At 66.9% G+C, this 24204-nt stretch carries 21 protein-coding genes, 1 tRNA gene and 1 pseudogene; 17 read left to right on the plus strand and 6 right to left on the minus strand.

What is annotated here, in order from left to right; genetic code table 11:
- Window positions 1-69 precede the first annotated feature (69 nt).
- Entirely contained in the window at window positions 70-771 is a 702-nt protein-coding gene (gene pgl / locus LDO54_RS00345) for a 6-phosphogluconolactonase (protein ID WP_224004390.1), read from the plus strand.
- Window positions 752-2668, plus strand: coding sequence for a bifunctional transcriptional regulator/glucokinase (locus LDO54_RS00350; RefSeq protein ID WP_224004393.1), 1917 nt, complete (start codon window positions 752-754; stop codon window positions 2666-2668). Before pgl ends, LDO54_RS00350 begins: the two co-directional genes overlap by 20 nt.
- A gap of 268 nt (window positions 2669-2936) precedes the next feature.
- Here LDO54_RS00350 and LDO54_RS00355 read toward each other — a convergent pair whose 3' ends face one another.
- Window positions 2937-4148 carry a Bcr/CflA family multidrug efflux MFS transporter gene (locus LDO54_RS00355; RefSeq protein WP_224004396.1) on the minus strand — a complete coding sequence of 404 codons (1212 nt, stop codon included), beginning with the start codon at window positions 4146-4148 and terminating at the stop codon, window positions 2937-2939.
- Between the two features lie 398 nt (window positions 4149-4546).
- Here LDO54_RS00355 and LDO54_RS38980 point away from each other — a divergent pair.
- The 5 genes and pseudogenes from LDO54_RS38980 to LDO54_RS00380 form a co-directional block, all read left to right on the plus strand.
- Window positions 4547-4993: pseudogene (locus LDO54_RS38980) on the plus strand (hypothetical protein); the annotation flags it as partial.
- Window positions 4994-5489: 496 nt separating this feature from the next.
- Window positions 5490-6785, plus strand: coding sequence for a glutamate-1-semialdehyde 2,1-aminomutase (gene hemL / locus LDO54_RS00365; RefSeq protein WP_224004402.1), 1296 nt, complete (start codon window positions 5490-5492; stop codon window positions 6783-6785).
- A 91-nt stretch (window positions 6786-6876) separates the two neighbouring features.
- Window positions 6877-8037 (plus strand): bifunctional diaminohydroxyphosphoribosylaminopyrimidine deaminase/5-amino-6-(5-phosphoribosylamino)uracil reductase RibD, encoded by a 1161-nt coding sequence (ribD, locus tag LDO54_RS00370; RefSeq protein WP_224004405.1) that lies wholly within the window; start codon window positions 6877-6879, stop codon window positions 8035-8037.
- Between the two features lie 41 nt (window positions 8038-8078).
- Window positions 8079-8711 (plus strand): riboflavin synthase, encoded by a 633-nt coding sequence (locus tag LDO54_RS00375; protein WP_224004653.1) that lies wholly within the window; start codon window positions 8079-8081, stop codon window positions 8709-8711.
- Window positions 8712-9187: 476 nt separating this feature from the next.
- Window positions 9188-11017: an ABC transporter ATP-binding protein gene (locus LDO54_RS00380; protein WP_224004415.1), complete on the plus strand. Its 1830-nt coding sequence runs from the start codon at window positions 9188-9190 to the stop codon at window positions 11015-11017.
- A gap of 24 nt (window positions 11018-11041) precedes the next feature.
- On the opposite strand, the gene LDO54_RS00385 is transcribed toward LDO54_RS00380, so the two are convergent.
- Both LDO54_RS00385 and LDO54_RS00390 read right to left on the minus strand, forming a co-directional pair.
- The gene (locus tag LDO54_RS00385; protein ID WP_224004417.1) at window positions 11042-11368 is read right to left on the minus strand and encodes a HigA family addiction module antitoxin; all 327 of its coding nucleotides are present in this window, start codon (window positions 11366-11368) and stop codon (window positions 11042-11044) included.
- Window positions 11369-11378: 10 nt separating this feature from the next.
- Window positions 11379-11684, minus strand: coding sequence for a type II toxin-antitoxin system RelE/ParE family toxin (locus LDO54_RS00390; RefSeq protein ID WP_436975455.1), 306 nt, complete (start codon window positions 11682-11684; stop codon window positions 11379-11381).
- Between the two features lie 215 nt (window positions 11685-11899).
- Here LDO54_RS00390 and ribBA point away from each other — a divergent pair, with 215 nt between their 5' ends.
- The 4 genes from ribBA (at window position 11900) to LDO54_RS00410 (ending at window position 15351) form a co-directional block, all read left to right on the plus strand.
- On the plus strand, window positions 11900-13060 hold the full coding sequence (ribBA, locus tag LDO54_RS00395; protein ID WP_224004419.1) for a bifunctional 3,4-dihydroxy-2-butanone-4-phosphate synthase/GTP cyclohydrolase II: 1161 nt from the start codon (window positions 11900-11902) through the stop codon (window positions 13058-13060).
- Between the two features lie 56 nt (window positions 13061-13116).
- Window positions 13117-13629: a 6,7-dimethyl-8-ribityllumazine synthase gene (gene ribH, locus LDO54_RS00400; RefSeq protein ID WP_224004421.1), complete on the plus strand. Its 513-nt coding sequence runs from the start codon at window positions 13117-13119 to the stop codon at window positions 13627-13629.
- Window positions 13626-14060, plus strand: a complete 435-nt coding sequence (gene nusB, locus LDO54_RS00405) for a transcription antitermination factor NusB (protein WP_224004423.1) — start codon at window positions 13626-13628, stop codon at window positions 14058-14060. Before ribH ends, nusB begins: the two co-directional genes overlap by 4 nt.
- A gap of 97 nt (window positions 14061-14157) precedes the next feature.
- Window positions 14158-15351, plus strand: coding sequence for a pyridoxal phosphate-dependent aminotransferase (locus tag LDO54_RS00410; protein ID WP_224004425.1), 1194 nt, complete (start codon window positions 14158-14160; stop codon window positions 15349-15351).
- A gap of 125 nt (window positions 15352-15476) precedes the next feature.
- Here the strand turns inward: LDO54_RS00410 and LDO54_RS00415 are convergent, their stop codons facing one another.
- On the minus strand, window positions 15477-16727 hold the full coding sequence (locus LDO54_RS00415; protein WP_224004427.1) for a transglycosylase SLT domain-containing protein: 1251 nt from the start codon (window positions 16725-16727) through the stop codon (window positions 15477-15479).
- Between the two features lie 557 nt (window positions 16728-17284).
- Between LDO54_RS00415 and LDO54_RS00420 the strand changes: the two genes are divergently transcribed.
- The 3 genes from LDO54_RS00420 to LDO54_RS00430 all read left to right on the plus strand — a co-directional run bounded on the left by LDO54_RS00420 (window position 17285) and on the right by LDO54_RS00430 (window position 21403).
- The gene (locus LDO54_RS00420) at window positions 17285-18862 is read left to right on the plus strand and encodes a UbiD family decarboxylase (RefSeq protein WP_224004429.1); all 1578 of its coding nucleotides are present in this window, start codon (window positions 17285-17287) and stop codon (window positions 18860-18862) included.
- Window positions 18863-19123: 261 nt separating this feature from the next.
- A complete protein-coding gene (locus tag LDO54_RS00425; protein ID WP_224004430.1) occupies window positions 19124-20596 on the plus strand; it encodes an NAD-dependent succinate-semialdehyde dehydrogenase in 1473 nt (490 codons plus the stop codon).
- Window positions 20597-20734: 138 nt separating this feature from the next.
- A complete protein-coding gene (locus LDO54_RS00430; protein WP_224004432.1) occupies window positions 20735-21403 on the plus strand; it encodes a LysE family translocator in 669 nt (222 codons plus the stop codon).
- Between the two features lie 144 nt (window positions 21404-21547).
- Here the strand turns inward: LDO54_RS00430 and LDO54_RS00435 are convergent, their stop codons facing one another.
- Both LDO54_RS00435 and LDO54_RS00440 read right to left on the minus strand, forming a co-directional pair.
- Window positions 21548-21862 carry a hypothetical protein gene (locus LDO54_RS00435; protein ID WP_224004434.1) on the minus strand — a complete coding sequence of 105 codons (315 nt, stop codon included), beginning with the start codon at window positions 21860-21862 and terminating at the stop codon, window positions 21548-21550.
- Window positions 21863-22259: 397 nt separating this feature from the next.
- Window positions 22260-22421 carry a hypothetical protein gene (locus LDO54_RS00440; RefSeq protein WP_224004437.1) on the minus strand — a complete coding sequence of 54 codons (162 nt, stop codon included), beginning with the start codon at window positions 22419-22421 and terminating at the stop codon, window positions 22260-22262.
- A 599-nt stretch (window positions 22422-23020) separates the two neighbouring features.
- Here LDO54_RS00440 and LDO54_RS00445 point away from each other — a divergent pair.
- The 3 genes from LDO54_RS00445 (at window position 23021) to LDO54_RS00455 (ending at window position 24152) form a co-directional block, all read left to right on the plus strand.
- Window positions 23021-23341, plus strand: a complete 321-nt coding sequence (locus LDO54_RS00445) for an EthD family reductase (protein WP_224004440.1) — start codon at window positions 23021-23023, stop codon at window positions 23339-23341.
- 94 nt (window positions 23342-23435) lie between these two features.
- Window positions 23436-23999, plus strand: a complete 564-nt coding sequence (locus tag LDO54_RS00450; protein ID WP_224004443.1) for a YggT family protein — start codon at window positions 23436-23438, stop codon at window positions 23997-23999.
- Window positions 24000-24077: 78 nt separating this feature from the next.
- A tRNA-Gly gene (locus LDO54_RS00455) sits at window positions 24078-24152 on the plus strand.
- Window positions 24153-24204: the final 52 nt, after the last annotated feature.

Raw genomic sequence — 24204 nt, forward strand, 5'->3', positions numbered from 1 at the left:
GCCGCGCGCAGGCAGGAACGCACAGATGAAACACCCCGCAGACCTACAAAAAAGCAGCCTGGAGGAGAAGTGATCGAGCTTCACGTATTCGACGACCCGCGCGTCCAATCCGACGCGCTGGCGCGAGCCGTGGGCGATGCGCTACATGCGTCGCTCACCGCTCTGCAAGCCGCGCCCGGCACCGGTGCGCGGCGTGCAACGCTGGCTGTCTCGGGCGGCACGAGCCCGCGTCCGTTTCTTGAAACCCTGTCGACGCATCGCTTCGACTGGTCGCACATCGACGTCACGCTCGTCGACGACCGCTGGGTGCCGGAAAGCGATTCGGCCAGCAACGCGCGCCTCGCGCACGAAACGCTGCTGAAGAACGAAGCGGCCAGCGCGCGCTTCCTGCCGCTCGTCGACGTCGCGCAGGATCTCGACGCGCACGTGGCCGCGCTCAACGCCGATCCGCAACGCCTGCTGCCCAACGTCGCCGTGCTCGGCATGGGCGAGGACGGCCACACGGCCTCGATCTTCGCCGACGCGCCCGAGTGGCACGAAGCCATCACCACGCCGCGCCCGTTCGTCGCCGTGCATCCGCAGGCCGCGCCGCACGCGCGCGTCTCGTGGTCGATGCAGGCGCTGCGCCAGGTGGACCGCCTGTTCCTGCTGATCGCGGGACAGCGCAAACTCGACGTGCTGCAGCAAGCAGCCGCGACAGAACAGAAAAACGCCATTTCGAAACTGGCGAACGACAAGGGAGTGAGACTCGATGTCTACTGGTGCGCCTAACAAATCCGCCCCTGGCGCGGGCCAGCACGCCGATGGAGCGCGGCTGCTCGCCGATATCGGCGGAACCAACGCGCGCTTCGCGCTGGAAACCGCACCGGGCGATATCGGCCAGGTGCGCGTCTATCCGTGCGCGCAGTATCCGGGCGTCGCCGAGGTGATCCAGCAGTATCTGAAGGACACGAAGATCGGCCGCGTCAATCATGCGGCGATCGCCATCGCAAATCCGGTCGACGGCGACCAGGTCCGCATGACCAATCACGACTGGACCTTCTCGATCGAAGCCACGCGCCGCGCGCTCGGCTTCGACACGCTGCTGGTCGTCAACGACTTCACCGCGCTCGCGATGGCGCTGCCGGGCCTGACCGACGCGCAGCGCGTCCAGGTCGGCGGCGGCCAGCGCCGTCAGAACAGCGTGATCGGCCTGCTCGGTCCGGGCACGGGCCTCGGCGTCTCGGGCCTGATTCCCGCCGACGACCGCTGGATCGCGCTCGGCAGCGAAGGCGGCCACGCGAGCTTTTCGCCGCAGGACGAGCGCGAGGACATCGTGCTCCAGTACGCGCGCACCAAGTGGCCGCATGTGTCGTTCGAACGCGTGTGCGCGGGTCCGGGCGTCGAGCTGATCTATCGCGCGCTCGCCGCCCGCGACAAGAAGAAAGTGGCCGCGGACGTCAACCCGGCCGAAGTCGTGAAACGCGCCCATGACGGCGAAGCCCTCGCGCTCGAAACCGTCGAATGCTTCTGCGGCATTCTCGGCAGCTTCGCGGGCAATATCGCCGTGACGCTCGGCGCGCTGGGCGGCATTTACATCGGCGGCGGCGTGGTGGGACGTCTGGGCGATCTGTTCATGAACTCCTCGTTCCGCCAGCGTTTCGAGGCCAAGGGCCGCTTCGACGTCTATCTCTCCAACGTGCCGACTTACGTCATCACGGCGGAATATCCGGCGTTTCTGGGCGTCTCCGCGATCCTCGCCGAGCAGTTGTCGAACCGCGCGGGCGGCGGCTCGTCGGCCGTGTTCGAGCGCATCCGCCAGATGCGCGACGCGCTCACGCCGGCCGAGCGCCGCGTGGCCGATCTCGCGTTGAACCATCCGCGCTCGATCATCAACGATCCGATCGTCGATATCGCGCGCAAGGCCGACGTGAGCCAGCCGACCGTGATCCGCTTCTGCCGCTCGCTGGGCTGCCAGGGTCTGTCCGATTTCAAGCTCAAGCTCGCGACCGGTCTGACCGGCACGATTCCGGTCAGCCACAGCCAGGTGCATCTCGGCGATACGGCGACGGACTTCGGCGCGAAGGTGCTCGACAACACCGTGTCGGCCATCCTGCAACTGCGCGAGCATCTGAACTTCGAGCACGTCGAGCAGGCGATTTCGCTGCTCAACAGCGCGCGCCGCATCGAGTTCTACGGGCTCGGCAACTCGCACATCGTCGCGCAGGACGCGCACTACAAGTTCTTCCGCTTCGGCATTCCGACCATCGCCTATGGCGACCTGTACATGCAGGCGGCGTCGGCGGCGCTGCTCGGCAAGGGCGACGTGATCGTGGCCGTGTCGAAGTCGGGCCGCGCGCCCGAGCTGCTGCGCGTGCTCGACGTGGCGATGCAGGCCGGCGCGAAAGTGATCGCGATCACCTCGAGCAACACGCCGCTCGCCAAGCGCGCGACCGTGGCGCTCGAAACCGATCACATCGAGATGCGCGAGTCGCAGCTTTCGATGATCTCGCGCATCCTGCATCTGCTGATGATCGACGTGCTCGCGGTGGGCGTGGCGATTCGCCGTGCCTCGCCCGATAACGACGTCAGCAACGCGGTGGCGCAGGCGCGCGAACACGCGGACGACGATGCGTCGGCGGTGCTCGACTGGCTGAGCCACGGCGCGTCGCCGACGCCGCGGGAGTAAGTTGCGCGGTTCGCGTGGCGCGAGCCGCGCGAATCACTCCGCGCGGTGATGCCCGCGTGGCGGTCGCGCAAAAGCAAAACGGGACGTCTATGGACGTCCCGTTTTGCTTTCCGGCCTTTTTCGTTTTCCGGCTTTCACGCTTTCACACATTCACACGTTCCGGCTTTTCGCCCTCACGGCCACCCTGCTCTCTCTCGCGCGTGGCCGCTGCGCACACGCCGGGGCTGTTAGTTGCGATTGAACCGCACCGCACAGCCCCGCGACGCGATCAACCCGGCGCCGGATGCGCGTGCCACTTCACGACGAGGTGCCGCCCGACCCAGGTCAGCGCGCCGCAGACGCCGATCGTGCAGCCCATGCCGAACGGCGACACGCCCGGGAACCAGCCGACCACCGCGCTCGCGAGCGCGCCGAGCCCGAGCTGCGCCGCGCCGAACACGGCGGCCGCCGCGCCCGCGTTCTGCGGATAGCGGTACATCAGATCGGTCGCGCAATTCGCGCCGAGCAGCCCGACCACGCTGACCACGAAGAACAGGCCGGTCACGATCGACCACAAACCGCCCCACCCCGTCACGCACATCAGCGCGACGAAGAACGACGCGACGACGCTCACCATCGACGCGATCGACACCATGCGCAGCGTGCCCAGACGGCCGATGAACCGCGTGTTGAGGAAGTTGCCGAGCATGATGCCGAACACGTTCATGCCGAAGAACAGGCCGTAGTGCTGCGGCGAAACGTGGAAGTACTCGATATAGACGAACGGCGTCGCCGAGATATAGGTGAACATCGACGCGAACGCCATGCCGCCGCACAACATATGGCCCCAGACGAGCGGATCGCGCAGCAGGCGTCCGTACGCCGCGAACGAGCGCAGCACGGCGGCGCTCTCGCGCTTCTCGGCCGGCCAGGTTTCGGGCACGCGCAGCCACGCGGCCACCGCGCAGACCACGCCGAACAGCGTCAGCGCGACGAACACCACGCGCCAGCCGCCGATCAACAGCAACTGTCCGCCGATGAGCGGCGCGAGCAGCGGCCCGACCGAGGTGACGATGGCGACCATCGACAACACCTTGGCGGCGTCCGAGGGCGCGTGGGCGTCGCGCGCGATCGCCCGCGCGAGCACCGAGGCCGCGCCCGCGCCGAGCGCCTGCAGGAAACGCACGATGGTCAGCGAGCCGATCGAGAACGAGAGCCAGCACGCGACGCTCGCGAGCGTGAAAAGCGCGATGCCGCCGAGCAGCACCGGACGACGGCCATAGGCGTCGGAGACCGGGCCGTACAGCAGCATGCCGATCGAGAAACCGGCCATGAAGCTCGTGAGCGTGGCGGCGGCGGCGGACGCCGTGACGCCGAACGACTGCGCGATGGCGGGCAGGCTCGGCAGGTACATATCGGTGGCGAGCGGGCCGCAGGCGGCGAGCGCGCCGAGCAACAGGATCAACCGGCCATCGGGCCGGCTTCGCGTGGAATGGGACATGGGATCCGGCTGGAACGGACCGCGCGCGTGGGCGCGGTCTCGGTGTCATGGGCCGCCAAGGTCCTGCATCGGCGCGGCATTCGTGCTGCATGAAGCGGCGCGAAACGACGCGAAATCGACGCAAAAAACGGACGAATAAAACGGCGACGGAGCCGAAGCATTGTAACCGAGCAGCCATTCGCGGCCCTTTCCGCGCCTTTCGTGTTCATTTCGCGCCCGGTCCGGTTCGATCCAGTTCAATCCGCTTCGCTGCGCCTGGGCCGCGCGGCGCACGCGCTTGCGCTAAGCTGCGCGCTTGGCAGCGCTGCTGGAGAGTGCGCCTGTCGTTGCGGCAGCATCGACCGTCGCCCCGCCGTCCGCCCGCTCAGCCACATTGCGTCCCTTTCTTTCCGCCGTCTATGACCGCCTTTCTGCTGATCTGGAGCCCCAAGAAGTGGCCCTGGCCCGAACTGCCCGACTTCGCGCGCCGCGTGCAGGCGGGCGAGGCCGTCGCCGACACGTGGGGCTGCGGCTTCGCTCGCGGCATCCTGCCCGGCGACCGCGTGTTCCTGCACCGCGTCGCGAGCGAGCCGCGCGGCCTGTTCGGCTCGGGCTACGTGACCCGCGCGCCCTACGAGGTGCCCGATCCGGCCTACAAGCGCGGCTACCGGCTGTGCATCGATTTCGTCTACGACTGGCTCGTCGATGCGCACGAGCAGGTGGCGATCGCGCGCGACGCGCTGCGCGTGCATCCGTTCTCCGTGCAGACGTGGGACGCGCAAAGCTCGGGCACGGTCATCAAGCCGGTCGCCGAGGGTCCGCTCGAAAAGCGCTGGGCCGAACTGACGGGCAAGCGGCCGATGCCGACAGCCGCCATCGCGGCGATGCACGCCTACGAAACGGCACGCGCGGCGGCGGCCGTGGCAACGAAGGACAGCGCAAACGACAAGACGAAAACCCGCGCGAAAACCCACACAGACCGCGCCGAATTGACGCAAACCCGCTCGCCCCAGGTCCGCCCGCGTCTGACTCCACCGGCGCAAACCGAAGCCCCCGCCCCCGCGCGCAAAAGCGCGACGCAAGGCGCCAAAACGCGCACCGCACCGCGCCGCCCGCCGCCGCGCTGACACGCCGCCGCGCCCGCCCGCGCCGCTTCTGCACCGCTTCTGCACCGCTTCGGCACCGGTTCCGGCCCCCGGCCCGATCGGCGCGACTCCGGTACAATTTCGGGAGAACCGCCCCATCGCCCGCGCCGCGCGTGACGCATGCCACGCCCGCGACGCCGCATGGGCCCGTCGACGACGCGCGAGACCACCCGGCCGCGCGTTTGCGCGCTCCACCACTCTCGCAGGTCCAGCACCCATGTCCAACACCACGAACCAGGCTCTCTTCGAACGCGCCCAGCGCACCATTCCGGGCGGCGTGAACTCGCCCGTGCGCGCGTTCCGCTCGGTCGGCGGCACGCCGCGCTTCGTCGAGCGCGCACAAGGCGCGTACTTCTGGGACGCCGAAGGCAAGCGCTACATCGACTACATCGGCTCGTGGGGCCCGATGATCGTCGGCCACGTGCATCCCGAAGTGCTCGAGGCCGTGCAGCGCGTGCTCGCCAACGGCTTCTCGTTCGGCGCGCCGACCGAAGCCGAGATCGAGATCGCCGAGGAAATCTGCAAGATCGTGCCGTCGATGGAACAGGTGCGCATGGTGTCGAGCGGCACGGAAGCGACCATGAGCGCGCTGCGTCTCGCGCGCGGCTTCACGAAGCGCGACCGCATCGTCAAGTTCGAAGGCTGCTACCACGGCCACGCCGACAGCCTGCTCGTGAAGGCCGGCTCGGGCCTGCTGACGTTCGGCAACCCCACGTCCGCGGGCGTGCCGGTCGATACCGCGAAGCACACCACCGTGCTCGAATACAACAACGTCGCAGCGCTCGAAGAAGCGTTCAAGGCGTTCGGCGACGAGATCGCCGCCGTGATCATCGAGCCGGTCGCGGGCAACATGAACCTCGTGAAGGCCACGCCCGAGTTCATCCACACGCTGCGCGCCCTGACGGCCAAGCACGGCAGCGTGCTGATTTTCGACGAAGTGATGTGCGGTTTCCGCGTCGGCCTGCGCGGTGCTCAAGCGCTCTACGGCGTGGAAGCCGACCTCGTGTGTCTGGGCAAGGTGATCGGCGGCGGCATGCCGGCGGCGGCGTTCGGCGGCCGTCGCGAAATCATGGACCACCTCGCGCCCAACGGCACCGTCTATCAGGCGGGCACGCTCTCGGGCAACCCGATCGCCGTCGCGGCGGGCCTCAAGACGCTGCAACTGATCCAGGCGCCCGGCTTCTACGAAGACCTGAGCGCGAAGACCGCGCGTCTCGCGCAAGGTCTCTCGCAGGCCGCGCGCGAAGCGAACGTGCCGTTCGTCGCCGATTCGGTGGGCGCCATGTTCGGCCTCTATTTCGCCGACAAGGTGCCGGGCAGCTTCGCCGAAGTCACGAAAAGCGACGTCGCGCGCTTCAACCGCTTCTTCCATCAGATGCTGGACGCGGGCGTGTACTTCGCGCCCTCGGCGTACGAAGCGGGCTTCGTGTCGAGCGTGCACGACGACGCGATCCTCGACGAGACGATCGCCGCCGCGCGCCGCGCCTTCGCCGCCGAAAACGCAGCGAAGTAAGGTCCGCGCGAAAGCCGCCGAACCCTCAGCCGACGACGGGGCGCACGCCCCGTCCACCCTACCCGACCGCCGCCGCGGAGAAAGCACGACGATGTTCTCGCAAGCCGATTTCGTCCACATGGAACGCGCGCTCGCCCTCGCGACGCGCGGCCTTTACACCACCGATCCGAATCCGCGCGTCGGCTGCGTGCTGGTCAAGGACGGCGCGGTGATCGGCGAAGGATTCACCCAGCCCGCCGGTTTCGATCACGCCGAAATCCAGGCGATGAAAGACGCGCGCACGCGCGGCCACGACCTGCGCGGCGCGACCGCTTACGTCACGCTCGAACCGTGCAGCCATTTCGGCCGCACGCCGCCGTGCGCGAACGCGCTGATCGAAGCGAAAGTCGCACGCGTGATCGCGGCGATGGAAGATCCGAATCCGCTCGTGTCCGGGCGCGGTCTCTCGATCCTGCGCGACGCGGGCATCGACGTGCGCTGCGGCCTGCTCGCCAAAGAGGCACGCGAACTGAACATCGGTTTCGTCTCGCGCATGACGCGCAAGCGTCCGTGGGTGCGCATGAAAGTGGCGGCCACGCTCGACGGCCGCACCGGCCTGCCCTCGGGCGAAAGCCAGTGGATCACGGGCGAAGCCGCGCGCGCCGACGGCCACGCCTGGCGCGCGCGCGCCTCGGCCATCCTCACGGGCATCGGCACCGTGAAGGAAGACGATCCGCGCATGACCGTGCGCGCGATCGACACGCCGCGCCAGCCCAAACGCGTGCTGATCGACAGCCGCCTCGACGCCTCGCCGCTCTCGCAGATCTTCGTGGGCGCGCCCACGCTCGTGTTCTGCTCGAAGCTCGACGCGAGCACCGAAGAACGCGCCGAAGCGCTGCGCGCGCGCGGCGCGGAAATCGTCGCGCTCGGCAACGAGCACGGCAAGGTCGACCTGCCCGCGATGCTCACCGAACTCGCGGCGCGCGGCGTCAACGAATTGCACGTGGAAGCGGGCTACAAGCTCAACGGCTCGCTGCTGCGCGAAGGCTGCGTCGACGAACTGCTCGTCTATCTCGCGCCCTCGCTGCTCGGCACGCAGTCGCTCGGCATGGCCGATCTGGCCGCGCCCGATTCGCTCGACGCGCGCACGCGTCTCGCGTTCCATAGCGTCGATCGCGTCGGCGACGACCTGCGCGTGCTCGCGCGCGTCGTGCAGCGCGAAGCCCACGAAGAACACGATGGGCACGACGCGCAAGAGGACGACGCATCATGATTCTCCCGAACACCCTGAACGAACAGCTAGAGGACAGCCAGATGTTTACCGGAATCGTCGCGGCCGTGGGCCGCATCGAATCGATCAAGCCGCTCGGCGGCGACGCCGACGCGGGCGTGCGCCTGAGCGTCAACGCGGGCGGCCTCGGCCTCGACGACGTGCAGCTCGGCGACAGCATCGCCATCCAGGGCGCGTGCATGACCGTCATCGATAAATCGGCGACCACGTTCGACGTCGACGTGTCGCGCGAGAGCCTGAACCGCACCGTCGGTCTCGCCGACACGGGCGAAGTGAATCTGGAAAAGGCGCTGCGCGCGCACGACCGGCTCGGCGGCCATATCGTCTCGGGCCACGTGGACGGCCTCGGCACGGTCACGCGCTTCGCGCCCGTGGGCGAGTCGCACGAGCTGCGCATTCTCGCGCCCGTCGAGATCGGCCGCTATTTGGCGTACAAGGGCTCGGTCACCGTGAACGGCGTGAGCCTGACCGTGAATTCGGTCGACGATCGCGCGGACGGCTGCGAGTTCTCGATCAACCTGATTCCCCACACCGTGGAAGTCACCACGCTCAAGCATCTCGCGGCGGGCACGAAGGTGAATCTGGAAATCGATCTGATCGCGCGTTATGTGGAGCGCATGCTGTCGGCGGGCGTGTCGGCCAAGCCTTCGGTTTGAGCGTATCGACGTAGTCAGCGGCATCGTCTTCGGCCCATTCGCGCACCACTCTGGCGCGCGAATGTTGGCGCGAATGGGCCAGCAGAAATTCAGTAGCGCTGATAAACTTCATACCTTACTCGCACACGCGCCGTCCGGCGCGTTGCGGTTTTCTCACCCGACTTCGAACAAGGAGGCAAAGATGGCAACGATTGAAACCACTGCCGAGATGCTGCGAGTTCGGGTGATGGCGCCTCGCGCGCACCTCCTGCTTCCCGCACTGCCGTAGTCCGGCGCAATCCGCGCGGCCCGATTTTGCCGCGCCGTTTTTTCCGCGATCCAGCCTGCTTGCGTTCGGCTTTCGAGCCGGCGCGCGATCTGTTTTTCGCCGCGTAATCCGCGGATCTTCGCTGCGTTTCGCGATTTTGCTGCTTTGCGCCGCCTTTTTTCGCATTCACGAAGAAGTCTTCGCGCCCTAAGGCCCGAAGCGCCATCCCATGGCTGACCAAGACAAACAAAAAGTGACCGGCGGACAAACGTTCCGCCACGTGCTCGGCTTTACCTACCGGCACTGGACGCGCCAGCCGCTGCGCGTGAGCGCCGTCGCGCTGACCGCGCTGCTCGGCGCGCTCGCCGACGTGTTCACGCCGCACTACGCCGGCCAGCTCGTCGACGCGCTCGCGCACGACGCCGCGGGCAGCAACGGCGCCGCATGGCACGCAGCCGTGATCGCGTTCTGCGCGCTCACGGCGCTCGGACTCGGCGGCACGCTGATGCGCCAGGCCGCGTTCCAGAACATCATCGTGCTCACGCTGAAGATGATGAGCGGCGTCGCCACGCACGCGTTTCACCGCGTGCAGCGCTTCTCGACCGACTGGCACGCGAACAGCTTCGCGGGCTCGACCGTGCGCAAGATCACGCGCGGCATGTGGGCGCTCGACCTGCTCAACGACACGCTGCTCGTCGCGCTGTTTCCGTCGCTCGTGATGCTGGTCGGCTCGACCGCCCTGCTCGCGATCCAGTGGCACGTGATGGGCCTCGTCGTGGGGCTCGGCTCGGCGATCTATCTGGCGATCACCGTGTCGCTCTCGCTGTTTTACGTCGCGCCGTCCGCGCGGCTCGCGAACCAGTGGGACACGAAGATGGGCGGCGCGCTCGCCGACGCGATTTCCTGCAACGCCGTCGTCAAGGCCTTCGGCGCGGAAACGCGCGAGGAGTCGCGGCTCGCGCGCGTGATCGCCAAGTGGGACAGCCGCACGCGCCGCACGTGGCGGCGCGGCACCTTCAACGGCGGCGTGCAAGGCGCGCTGCTGGTGGCGATGCAGGCGGCCATTCTCGGCGCGGCGCTGCTGCTCTGGGCGCGCGGCCTCGCGAGCGTCGGCGACATCACGTTCGCGCTCACGCTGTTCTTCCTGCTCAAGGGCTATCTGCGCGACGTGGGCATGCATGTGCGCAATCTGCAGCGCTCGGTCAACGACATGGAAGAACTCGTGATGCTCGACACGGAACCGCTCGGCATCGAGGACGCGCCCGCCGCGCCGCCGATCGTGATCGACCGTGGCGACATCCGCTTCGAGAACATGACGTTCCGCTACGGCGCGCAGAACGCCGCGCTCTACTCGAACCTGACGCTGCGCATCGCGCCGGGCGAGCGCGTGGGCCTCGTCGGTCATTCGGGCTCCGGCAAGACCACGCTGATCAAGCTGATCCAGCGGCTCTACGACGTCTCCGAAGGCCGCATCACGATCGACGAACAGGACATCGCGCGCGTGCAGCAGGCTTCGCTGCGCTCGCAGATCGCCATCGTGCAGCAGGAGCCGGTGCTGTTCCACCGCTCGCTCGCGGAGAACATCGCCTACGCGCGGCCCGGCGCGACGCACGCCGAGATCGTCCACGCGGCCCAGCAGGCAAGCGCGCACGATTTCATCATGGCGCTGCGGCAGGGCTACGACACGCTGGTGGGCGAGCGCGGCGTGAAGCTGTCGGGCGGCGAGCGTCAGCGTGTGGCGATCGCGCGCGCGTTCCTCGCGAATGCGCCGATCCTGATCTTCGACGAAGCGACCTCGAGCCTCGACAGCGAAAGCGAAGTGCTGATCCAGCAGGCAATGGAACGGCTGATGGTGGGCCGCACGACCGTGGTCGTGGCGCACCGCCTGTCGACCGTGCGCGCGCTCGACCGGCTGTTGGTGCTGGAGCGCGGGCGCATCGTGGAAGAAGGCACGCACGACGCGCTGGTGCGACGCGAAAACGGCCTGTACCGCCGGCTGTTCGAGCGTCAGGCGCTGGAACTCACGAAGGGTCTCGCCGACGACGTGCTGCTGCGTTAAGCGGCGGCGCGCCGCTCACGCGGTTCACGTATCGGCAGCAGCGGCGGCGGCAGCAGCAGCGCGCGCGTGCGGCTGGATGTTCGCGAGGATCTCGGCCAGATCCTCGCGCGCGCGCTCGGTGTCGTAATGCGCCTGAAGCTCCATCCAGCTGCGCGCGTCGGTGCCAAAGTAGACCGCGAGGCGCACCGCCGTGTCGGCCGTGATCGCGCGCTTGCCGAGCACGATCTCATTGATGCGGCGCGGCGGCACGCCGATCGCCTTGGCGAGCGCGTACTGGCTCACGCCGAGCGGCTTGAGCCAGTCTTCGTCGAGGATCTCGCCGGGCGTGGCGAGCGGGACGTCACGTGTCATAAGAATCACCTCAGTGATAGTCGATGATGCGGACCTGCGAAGCCTCACCGTTCGCGAAATCGAAGCAGATACGCCATTGCCCGTTAATACGGATACTGTATGAACCCGCGAGATCGCCATTCGAAGGCTCCAGCCGACGACCCTGAACGCGCAGAAACGACAGCGTGACCGCGGCGTGCACCTGCTGGAGCTTGCGCATGGCCGCCGCCTCGATCGCAACAAAGCGCGGAATCCGGCGCCCCGCAAAGAGCGCCGCGGTGTCGCGGCAGGCAAACGAAACAATTGTCATAGTAACGCCTCGCGTTAATAACGTCAAACGTTACTATTGTGGCGACGACGCCACGCGAGGGGCAGCTAGCCGTTCGGCCAGGCTCCGCCAGGCCTTGATCGGCGTCGGTCCGCGCCTGAACGCATCCAGCGCTGCCTCAGCGCGGTGCTCCAGGTCCCCAAAACCCGCCGCATCGCCCCCGTTCAGGGCGACGCGCCCGCCCGCGTGGCGTAAAATGTGCGCTTTCCAGCCAGATTCCCACCATGACGCTCTCCTCCACCCTTGAGATCATTGCCGAGCTTAAAGCCGGCAAGATGGTGATCCTCGTCGACGAAGAAGACCGGGAGAACGAGGGCGACCTCGTCATCGCAGCGGAATTCGTCACGCCCGAAGCCATCAACTTCATGGCGAAGTACGGCCGCGGTTTGATCTGCCTCACGCTCACGCAAGAGCGCTGCAAGCTGCTCAACCTGCCGCTCATGACCCAGCGCAACGGCACGCAGTACGGCACGGCGTTCACGGTCAGCATCGAGGCGGCGGAAGGCGTCACCACGGGCATTTCGGCCGCCGACCGCGCCCGCACGATCCTCACGGCCGTCGCGCACGACGCGCGGGCCGAGCACATCGTGCAGCCGGGCCACGTGTTCCCGATCATGGCCCAGCCGGGCGGCGTGCTGGTGCGCGCCGGCCACACGGAAGCGGGCTGCGACTTCACGGCGCTCGCGGGCCTCACGCCCGCCTCGGTCATCTGCGAAGTGATCAACGACGACGGCACGATGGCGCGCCTGCCCGACCTCATGGAGTTCGCGCAGGAGCACGGCATCAAGATCGGCACCATCGCCGACCTGATCCACTATCGCAGCCGCACCGAATCGATCGTCGAGCGCGTGGCCGAGCGCACCATGCAGACCGCCCACGGCGCGTTCCGCGCGGTCATGTATGTCGATCAGCCCACGGGCACGCCGCACATCGCGCTGGTGCGCGGCACGCCAACGGCGGACACGGACACGCCGGTGCGCGTGCACGAGCCGCTGTCGATGCTCGATCTGCTGGAAACGGGCTCGTCCACGCATTCGTGGACGCTCGACGCCGCCATGCGCGAGATCGCCGAGCGCGATCTCGGCGTGATCGTCATGCTCAACTGCGGCGAGAGCAAGGAACATCTGGTCGACGTCTTCAAGGCGTTCGACCAGAAAGAGCGCGCGGAGGCGCTCGCACGCCGGCCGGTGGACTTCAAGACCTACGGCATCGGCGCGCAGATCCTGCGCGAACTCGGCGTGGGACGCATGCAGGTGCTTTCGAAGCCGCGCCGCCTCGGCAGCATGTCGGGCTACGGTCTCGAAGTCACCGGCTTCGTGCCTATGCCGGGCAGCAGCACGGAAGCGCCCTGCCCGCCGGAAACGGCCGACCGCGCCGCGCCATAAGCGCGGCTCGCATCCCTTCACGCGTCACCACGCTCAATCGAACCTACGGATACCACATGGAAATCGGACAATACCAACCGAACCTGGACGGCGACGGACTGCGCATCGGCATCGTTCAGTCGCGCTTCAATGAACCGGTCTGCAACGGCCTCGCCGACGCCTGCATCGAAGAACTCGAACGCCTCGGCGTTACGGGCGAAGACGTGCTGCTCGTCACGGTGCCGGGCGCACTGGAAATCCCGCTCGCGCTGCAAAAGCTCGCGGAAAGCGGCCAGTTCGACGCCCTGATCGCGCTCGGCGCGGTCGTGCGCGGCGAAACGTACCACTTCGAACTCGTGTCGAACGAAAGCGGCGCGGGCATCTCGCGCATCGCGCTGGACTTCGGCGTGCCGGTCGCGAACGCCGTGCTCACGACGGAAAACGACGAACAGGCCGTCGCGCGCATGACCGAAAAGGGTCGTGACGCCGCGCGCGTCGCAGTGGAAATGGCGAACCTGACGGTGGCGCTGGAACAACTCGACGGCGGCGACGACGACGAGGACGAGGAAGACGAAGAGGAACAGCAATGAAGAGCGCGCGCCGCCGCTCCCGCGAACTGGCCACGCAGGGGTTGTATCAGTGGCTGCTGTCGGGGGTGCCCTCCGGCGAGATCGACGCGCAATTGCGCGGTTCGCAGGGCTACGACAAGGCCGATCACGAACATCTGGACGCCATCCTGCACGGCGTGATCCGCGAGTCGGAGGAACTCTCCGCCTTCGTGGCGCCGTGTCTGGACCGTCCGATCGAGCAGCTTTCGCCGGTCGAACGCGCGGTGCTGCTCGTGGCGACCTACGAGTTCAAGCATCACGTCGACATCCCCTATCGCGTCGTCATCAACGAAGCGGTCGAGCTCACCAAGACCTTTGGCGGCTCGGACGGCTACAAGTATGTGAACGGCGTGCTGGACAAGGTGGCCGCGCAACTGCGCGCCACTGAAATCCAGGCAGCCCGCAAGTCGTAAAAGCCGTCACGCGGCGAGGCGCGGCGCGCGCAACCGGGGCTTCCGGTTACGCCGCCCGCCGCACGCCGTGCTGTCTGCAAGTACTGGAATCACCCGCATGAACACCGTTGCCGAACCGCTGTTGCGGCTTGCCGCGCGCGTCGACGAGATCCAGCCTTTCTACGTCATGGAACTGGCGAAGGAAGCCGCGCAGCTCGAACGCGCCGGGCGCGACATCATCCACATGGGGATCGGCGAGCCGGATTTCACGGCGCCGGAACCGGTTGTCGAAGCGGCTGCGGCTGCGCTGCGCCGCGGCGTCACGCAGTACACCAGCGCGCTCGGCGTGCATGCGCTGCGCGAGGCGATCGCCGAACATTATCAGCACGCCTATGGCCTGAGCGTCGATCCGGCGCGCATCGTCGTGACGGCGGGCGCATCGGCGGCCTTGTTGCTCGCCTGCACGGCGCTCGTCGACCGCGACGACGAAGTGCTGATGCCCGACCCGAGCTATCCGTGCAACCGCCATTTCGTGGCGGCCGCCGAAGGCAAGCCGGTGCTCGTGCCGAGCGGCCCGGAAGCGCGCTTCCAGCTGACGGCCGCCGACGTCGGACGCCTGTGGACCTCGCGTACGCGCGGCGTGCTGCTCGCTTCGCCGTCGAACCCCACCGGCACCTCGATCGAACCCGCCGAACTCGAACGCATCGTGAAAACGGTGCGCGCGCGCGGCGGCTTCACGATCGTCGACGAGATCTATCAGGGCCTGAGCTACGACGCGCCGCCCGTCTCCGCCCTCTCCTTCGGCGACGACGTGGTCACGGTCAACAGTTTCTCGAAGTACTTCAACATGACCGGCTGGCGTCTGGGCTGGCTCGTGGTGCCGCCCACGCTGGTCGGCGCCTTCGAAAAGCTCGCGCAGAACCTGTTCATCTGCGCCTCGGCGCTCGCACAGCACGCGGCGCTCGCGTGCTTCGAGCCCGACACGCTGAAAATCTACGAAGCGCGCCGGCTCGAGTTCAAGCGCCGCCGCGACTTCATCGCGCCCGCGCTGGAATCGCTCGGCTTCACGGTGCCCGTGATGCCGGACGGCGCGTTCTACGTCTACGCCGACTGCACGAACGTCAACCACGCCGCCGCGGGCGACAGCGACGCGCTCACGCGCGCGATGCTGCACGACGCGGGCACGGTGCTGGTGCCGGGCATGGACTTCGGCGTGGCTGCGCCGCGTCAGTACGTGCGGCTCTCGTATGCCACGGCGTACGAGCGGCTCGAAGAAGCGGTCGAACGCCTGCGCACGTTCTTCGGGCGCTGATCGGCAACGCTGATCCGTGGAATCGTAAGCAGAAAAGAAAAAAGGCACCCGAAGGTGCCTTTTTTGTTTCGTCCGATCTTTCTCTTGCCGGCCGGAGCTTGGGCGAAGCCGCCCAGTGACCCGGCTCAGGCGCCGAGTTCGGGCTGAGTGTGCTTCTGGGCCGCCGTGCTGGCGTCGTCCTGGTCGGACCCGCCCTTCACCGAGGTCTTTTCGACCATCGCGTGCGCGCTGTCGAGCGTCACGTGCAGACGCTTGTCGCCGTTGATGCTCGCCACCTTTTGCGGCGCAGGCGAGCTGGCCGTGGTGGTGACGGGCGCCTGCGGCGCATTGATCGGCACGTTGCGGCCGCGAGCCACGTCGCGCAGACGCGTACGCTCGGCCATGACCTTGGCGCCGTAGCCGCCGTCGTCCTGCGAGGTCGAGCCCACGTAGAGGCGCAGACCGCCCGGCAGCGAACCGCCGCGCGCGATGCAGTCCTTCAGGACCAGCGCGCCGACCTTGATGTTCGCGAGCGGATCGAGCGCCGCGCTCTGGCCGCCGAAGTACTGGAACTTGTCCGAGTGCACCTTCGACATGACCTGCATGAGGCCCTGCGCGCCCACGCCGCTTTCGGCGTACGGATTGAAGCCCGACTCGATGGCCATGACCGCGAGCAGCAACAGCGGATCGAGACCCACTTCACGGCCCGTGTCGAAGGCCGCCTTGACGAGTTCGCCGACCGGCTCCTGCGCCACACGATAGCGACGCGAGATATAGGTAGCGACGAGCGCCTGTTCGCGCGCCGAGACCAGCACGCGGTCGTCGCGCGCGTCGGGCGTGATGCGCTGCGACGGGATCATGCGCGCCAGCGAGCCGACGCTCGGCAGCGAACGCGGATCGAGGCCGTTGAGCGTGACCGCGTCGAGCGTGGCCATGCCGCCGTTCGAGACGCTGTTGGCCACGTGCGCGACCGTGCCGTTCGAACCGGCGGGCGAGACGCTCGCGAGCGCCGCGCCGTTTGCACCATTCGCGACATTCGCGGCGTTCACGCCATTCGCGCCCGTTTCGGGCAGCAGTGCGGTCGGGAGCGTCGCGCCGTCAGAAGCTTCGCCGTCTTCGTTGGCGGGCACGCCGGAAGGCGTGAACGACGGCAACGGATTGCCTTGCAGCAGACGCGCGGGACCGGCCTGCACGGCAGCGGTGACGAAGGGCATCATGCGCGCGGCCAGCGTGCCGCGCCACGTGGGCAGCAGCCAGATGGCGAGCGCGAGCAGGACGGCGCAACCGCCCACGATGCTAAACAGGTGATGGCTAAGACGCGTGCCACGCCGCAGCAGCGCACGCAGGCCAAGAGCGAGACGCTCGTCGGCGCGCCACCACGATAACCAGGTATTCATCTACAGATCTCCCCATGTTGCATGATCCGGCGACCGAAGTCGGCGCGAGGCCGATGGCCAATCGCAGGATCAAGACGGCGCGCGCCCTGGCTGGTGCAGCAGCGACGTCGGGAAAACGGCAACAAAGTACGCCGTTGGTGGAACTCCTCCGGTACAGCGAGCACGCCTTGGGCGCGCATGGGAGTTCTCACGCGAACAGCCGGCGCATAGGCGCGCCAGCGAGGACAGCCAATCTAGACCGTGGGAAGCCGTGCAGGGAGTCGGCTAAACGGCGACGCGTTGCGTCTGAAGGACCGGGACGGTGGTTAAAAATTGCAAGCCCTGCAACCAGTGTGGACGGATTCTAGCAGGGATTTATAGACCGTCAACACTATAGAATGTCAAAGTTATAACTAATTGTAATAATGAACACCGTTCAATCGGTCGAGAACCGCGCGCCAAGCGCGTCTGCGGCCCGTTGGCCGATCGGCTGACAGCGTGCGCCAGCTAACACAGGTAAAATCGACAATCGTTTTGCCCCTGCACCCGCCGCGCGCTGCGGCTCCGACCCTATCCTGATGAAATACAAAGACTTGCGCGACTTCGTCGGTCGCCTGGAGACGATCGGCGAACTGCGCCGTATCCCGCAGGCCGTCTCTCCGGTGCTGGAGATGACCGAGCTGTGCGACCGCGTGCTGCGCGCCGGCGGCCCCGCCCTGCTATTCGAGAACCGCGCGACCCATGCGTTCCCCGTTTTGGGCAATCTTTTCGGCACGCCGCGGCGCGTCGCGCTCGGCATGGGCATCGACGCGCCCGAGAGCACCGGCGACGGCGCCGCGCTGGAGTCGCTGCGCGACGTGGGCCGCCTGCTCTCCGCGCTCAAGGAACCCGAGCCGCCGCGCGGCCTGAAAGACGCGGGCAAGCTCCTCACGCTCGCCAAGGCCGTCTGGGACATGGCGCCGAAAACCGTGAGCGCGCCGCCCTGCCAGGAAATCGTCTGGGAAGGCAACGACGTCGATCTCGCGAAGCTGCCGATTCAGACCTGCTGGCCCGGCGACGCCGGCCCGCTGATCACGTGGGGCCTGACGGTCACGCGCGGCCCGAACAAGACGCGCCAGAACCTGGGCATCTACCGCCAGCAGCTCATCGGCCGCAACAAGCTGATCATGCGCTGGCTCGCGCATCGCGGCGGCGCGCTCGACTTCCGCGAATTCGCGCTGCGCAATCCCGGCAAGCCTTATCCCGTGGCCGTGGTGCTCGGCGCCGATCCGGCGACGATCCTCGGCGCGGTCACGCCGGTGCCCGACACGCTCTCCGAATACCAGTTCGCCGGCCTGCTGCGCGGCGGCCGCACCGAACTCGCGAAGTGCCTGACGCCGGGCGTCGACACGCTGCAGGTGCCGGCACGCGCGGAAATCGTGCTCGAAGGCTTCATCTATCCGCAGGACGGCGCCCCGTCGCCCGCGCCCGCAGGCGCGCCGCCGCGTCCGTCGAAGGGGGCGAGCGCCGCTTACGAGCACGCGCTCGAAGGTCCGTACGGCGACCACACGGGTTACTACAACGAACAGGAGTGGTTCCCCGTATTCACGGTCGAGCGCATCACCATGCGCCGCGACGCGATCTATCACTCCACGTATACAGGCAAACCGCCCGACGAACCCGCCGTGCTCGGCGTCGCGCTCAACGAAGTGTTCGTGCCGCTGCTGCAGAAGCAGTTTCCCGAGATCACCGACTTCTATCTGCCGCCCGAAGGGTGCAGCTATCGCATGGCGATCGTGCAGATGAAAAAGAGCTATCCGGGGCACGCCAAGCGCGTGATGTTCGGCGTGTGGAGCTTCCTGCGGCAGTTCATGTACACGAAGTTCATCGTCGTCGTCGATGACGATGTCGATATCCGCGACTGGAAGGAAGTGATCTGGGCGATCACCACGCGCATCGATCCGGCGCGCGATACGGTGCTCGTCGAAAACACGCCGATCGACTATCTCGATTTCGCGTCGCCGATTGCGGGGCTCGGCTCGAAAATGGGTCTCGACGCCACCAATAAATGGCCCGGCGAAACGAACCGCGAGTGGGGTCGCGCGATCGAAATGACGCAGGACGTGAAGACGCGCGTCGATCGTCTTTATGAGGAGCTGGGGCTCGGCGGCGCCTGAAACGCCGCGCGAATCGCGCTTGATTGACGCGCGTTTCAACGCGTGAATCAAGCCGGCTCCACGCTCGATCACCCGCGAGCCGCATCGGTGTCTCGCGCTTTGCGCGCCGCGCACGCGGCATGCGCCTACATATATAGAGAGAGTGCGCCCGCAACGTATCGCCTGCGCCCTGCCCTTGAAACGCGACGCCATCCGACGCCGCGCGTGATGCGCCGCCGCCCGCACCGGGCCGCAGCGCTTTCGACCCGAGGAGACACGAAGATGAGCCAGTCCGCATCCGAACGCCTGACCCAGCTGAACGATCCCGCACTCTTCAAGACGCGCGCCTGGATCGACGGCGAATGGAGCGGCGGCGGCGCGACCTTCGCCGTGCTCGATCCCGCCGACAACGGCGAAATCGCGCGCGTGCCCGACTTCGGCGCCGACGAGGCGCGTCGCGCGATCAACGCCGCGAACGCCGCGCTGCCCGCGTGGCGCGCGAAGACCGGCAAGGAGCGCGCGGCCGTGCTGCGCCGCTGGTACGACCTCGTCATCGAACACGCCGACGACCTCGCCGCGATCATGACCGCCGAGCAAGGCAAGCCGCTCGCCGAGGCGCGCGGCGAAGTGCTGTACGGCGCCTCGTTTCTCGAATGGTTCGCCGAGGAAGCGAAGCGCGTGAACGGCGACGTGCTCGCGAGCCCCGCGAGCGATCGCAAGCTCGTGGTGCTCAAGCAGCCGATCGGCGTCTGCGCTTCGATCACGCCCTGGAATTTCCCGATCGCGATGATCACGCGCAAGGTCGCGCCCGCAATCGCGGCCGGCTGCACGATCGTCGTGAAACCGGCCGAACAGACGCCGCTGTGCGCGCTCGCGCTCGCCGAACTCGCGCAGCGCGCGGGCGTGCCCAAGGGCGTTTTCAATGTCGTCACGGCCGACTCGGCGAACTCGATCGAAGTCGGCAAGGCGCTCTGCGAAAGCGATATCGTGCGTCATCTCTCGTTCACGGGATCGACGCCGGTGGGCCGCATCCTCATGCAGCAATGCGCGCCCACGGTGAAGAAAGTCGCGCTCGAACTGGGCGGCCACGCGCCCTTCATCGTGTTCGACGACGCCGATCTGGACGCCGCCGTCCAGGGCGCCGTGATCTCGAAATACCGCAACGCGGGCCAGACCTGCGTCTGCACCAACCGCTTCTACGTGCACGACAAGGTGTACGACGCGTTCGTCGACAAGCTCGCGGCCGCCTCGCGCAAGATCAAGGTGGGCAACGGCTTCGACGCGGACGTGAGCCAGGGCCCGCTGATCGACGATGACGCCGTGGCCAAGGTCGCCCAGCATATCGACGACGCCACCTCGAAAGGCGCAAAAATCGTCGCCGGCGGCAAGGTTACGCAGGGCCGCTACGTCGAGCCGACCGTGCTCGCCGACGTCACGCGCGACATGCTGATCGCGCGCGAGGAAACCTTCGGCCCGGTCGCGGCCGTGTTCCGCTTCAGCGACGAAGCCGAAGTGATCGCGCTCGCCAACGACACCGAATTCGGCCTCGCTTCGTACTTCTACAGCCGCGATCTCGGTCGCGTGTGGCGCGTCGCCGAAGCGCTCGAATACGGCATGGTCGGCATCAACACGGGGCTCATCTCGAACGAGGTCGCGCCGTTCGGCGGCGTGAAGCAATCGGGCCTCGGGCGCGAAGGCTCGAAGTACGGCATCGACGAATACGTCGAGCTGAAGTATCTGTGCATGGGGGTTTGAGGCCGGTTCGCGCCTGAAATCCCGCGAAAATCCGCCCGGCGTCACCGCGCGCGCCGGGCGCGCAGTACGCAGCACGTCACTCCCAACTGATCACTCGCACTACGCCGCACGCAGTTAAACGACAACAACAACGGTTTTATGCCTCACTTTTCCCTGCTTTCCGACGGTTTCTTCCTCTCGCTGTCTCTCTGCCTCGACATCGGTCTCGTCAACGTCGCGATCATCTCGCTCACGCTCACACACGGCTTCCGGCCCGGCTTCTGGCTCGGGCTCGGCTCGTGTTTCGGCGATCTGACCTACGCCGCACTCGCGCTCGCAGGCATGGCGGCGCTGCTGCAATTCGAATCGGTGCGCTGGATCGTGTGGATCGGCGGCGCGGCCATCCTGCTGATGCTCACGTGGAAGATGGCGCGCGAGGCGCTGAACCCGGCCGCCGCGCCGCCCGTCGAGGGCGAAGCCGACAACGCCGCGCCCCGCCCCGATCCGTGGCGCAGCTTCGCGCGCGGCGTGCTGCTCGCGCTGTCGTCGCCGAGCGCGATTCTCTGGTTCGCGGCCGTCGGTGGCGCGCTTATCGCCAAGTCGGGCGCGACGAGCGCGGCGTCGGCGGGCGTGTTTCTGTCGGGCTTCTTTCTTGGCGGGCTTGGCTGGACGCTGTTCCTCTGCGGTCTCGCGAGCCACGGACGCAAGCGCGCCGGCACCGGCTTGCTGCGCGCGTGTCACGTGCTCTCGGCGCTGCTGTTCGCGTATTTTTCGTACAGCGTCATCGTGCACGGCTATCGCGATCTGATCGGGCCGCACGCGTCGTAAGACACGACACGACGACACAACGACACGCCGTCGCAAAACCGCGCCCGCAATGCAAACGGCGCAACGCGGCGTGAGCCGGCGTTGCGCCGTTGCGGGATCGGTCGGCGGACGACAGGCGTCGTCTGCTACGACCGGAAAGCTCGATCAGTGGCGATACCAGCCGCCGTGGTAGCCGTGATAGCCGCGGTAGTAGCCGTGATGTCCGTAGTACGGACGGCCATAGTAGCCATAGCCCGGATAGCCGCCGACCACCACTGCGGGCGGCGGTGCATAGACCACCGGCGGCGGCGCGTAGACGACAGGCGGGGGCGGCGGTGCGTAGACCGGCGCGGCGTACACCGGATAAGCCGGCGCAACAGGAATCCCGATCCCGATGCCCACCGAAACGTGCGCCTGGGCCGCGCTGACGAACCCCACACCCAGCGCAGCGGCAACGATAAACGATACGGTCTTTTTCACTTCTCTTCTCCTGGCGGACGACCACTGCGTCGCCCCGCATGACGGGCACTGCCCACAAGAGAACTCTATCGAAAACGCATGCCGCCAAAGGTAGCCATTTGTTGCAAATTGCAATTGCAGATGCCGCGGTCCTGGTGCGCGATCAAAGTCTTTACGCGTATTTCGTCCTAAGAAAACCCGCCAGCGCGCCGCATCGGGGCGTAGACGCCGTCCGACGCCGTTGTCCGGTCAGACTTACCTGAAGCGTCGGCGGCGCGTCGCGAGGCCCGGTAATGTTTGATTACAAATTGACTTAATTCGCGACGGAAGTCCCGTCGCCCAGGCCGCCCAAAACGACGATGCCCGGTCCGAAGACCGGGCATCGTCAGCATCGAGGGTGGAACGCGCCGCAGCCGCCCTATCCGACTTTTACGTAAGTGAATTCGCGTGTGACGTTCGGCGGGACATAGGCGCCGCTGATCTGGACGCGGGGCGTGAGACGCTTCTTCTGATCCCACCAGCGGCGGCGTTGATGGGGCGTGAGAAAACGCAGATGCTTTCGGTACGCGAAGATGCTCATGGTGAACTCCCGAATCGGACAACCGACAGGACACAGCCCAATTGCACGACAGCTACAGCTAAACCGGAGTCATTGAAGATAGTGTGCACAGGTTTGCGAACCGTGACCGCAGTGTTGCGAGATAGCCGCAGTCGTGCCACATATCGCCGGGGATCTGTTCGTCGCGTTCACCCCGTGCTGCATCGCGCCGTGCACGCCTGCGCTAACAGCAGGTTACGTGCCACGTTCGAGTCATATTCGCGTCATTCTTGTCCGGCGGCGGCGCTTTCGCCTACGCGCCTGGGCGCGCGGCGCGTGATTGGGTGCGCCAGGCGTCGTCTTTGCGCCAGTGTCTTTGCGCCAGTGTTAACCGCCGATGGCGGATCGCTTCGTACGAAAGCGAACGAAAGCGAACATTCCGTGGCGCGTTGCCGTTAGCCCACTGTAGCCGTTTACGCCGAACGTCGTCGGAATCGTGCTCGCAGAACGTCAGCGGCCCGTGCGCGCCGCCGCCGCGCCTGCATACTGACGAACCGTCAGGCGTGGTAATGTGGCAACGGCGCGCAGGGCCGTCTCAGGCGCCGCCGGCGCGCGCCGGGATTCATCGACGAGAACGCACAATGATCAAGGTCAGCATCCTCTACCCGTACCGCGAGGGCGGGCGCTTCGACAGCGAGTACTACGCCACCCATCACATGCCGCTCGCGGCCCGCCTCTTCGGGGACGCGTGCAAGGGCTGGTCGATCGATATCGGCATCAATGCGGGGCCGCCGGGCACGCCGCCGCCGTATGTCGCGGTCGGTCACTTCCTGTTCGAAACGCTGGACGCCTTTTACGAAGTGTTCAAGCAGCACAACAAGACGCTCGTCGACGATATTCCCAACTACACCGACGGCGGTAATGGCACGATTCTGATCAGCGAAATCAAGGTTTCAGTCTAATCCGCGCGGCGGCCACACGCTCAGGCTGCACACGCTCAGGTTCCACCCGCTTGCGCTGCCCTCCGTCAATCCTCACAAGAAGGAAACAACACCGATGTTCGGCGATATCGCCCGCTTTCTGCTCAATACGATCTTTACGCTGTTCGGCGCCGCGCTGCTGATGCGCGCGTGGCTGCAATTCGTCCGCGTGCCGCCCTACAACCCCGTGACGCACGCGATCCAGCAAGCGACCAACTGGCTCGTGATGCCGCTGCGCCGCGTGATTCCGGGCGTGCGCGGCATCGACTGGGCCAGCATCGTCGCGGCGCTGATCGCCGCCGTGGTCTTCGTGCTGCTGATGGTCTGGCTCGCGGGCGTCGATCCGCTCGGCCTGCTGCCCACGCTGCTGATCGTCGCGGTGCTCACGCTCGTGAAATGGGCGCTCAACCTGGTGATCTGGGTGACGATCCTGATGGCGCTGCTGTCGTGGCTCAATCCGCGCTCGCCCGCGATGCCCGTGCTGTTCCAGGTCACGGCGCCGTTCCTGAACCCGCTGCGCCGGATCCTGCCGAACTTCGGCGGGCTCGACCTTTCGCCGATCCTGCTGTTCGTGATCGTGCAGGTGCTGCTGATGGTGGTCACGCGCGCGGCGGTCTCGCTGACGCTGTTCGGCATTTGATCCGCGCCGCCCTCGCGGCGAATGCCAGCGGGGCGCAATTGCGCTCCGCGGCGGATTGCGCGTAAAATGGCGCGCTCTGCGGGTGTCGTATAATGGTTATTACCCCAGCTTCCCAAGCTGGAGACGTGGGTTCGATTCCCATCGCCCGCTCCACGTTTTCGCGTTCGCGCATCGTTTGAGCACGGTCTGATCCGCTGTCCAGACG

The sequence above is a fragment of the Paraburkholderia tropica genome (assembly GCF_914484835.1).
Lineage (GTDB): Bacteria > Pseudomonadota > Gammaproteobacteria > Burkholderiales > Burkholderiaceae > Paraburkholderia > Paraburkholderia tropica_A.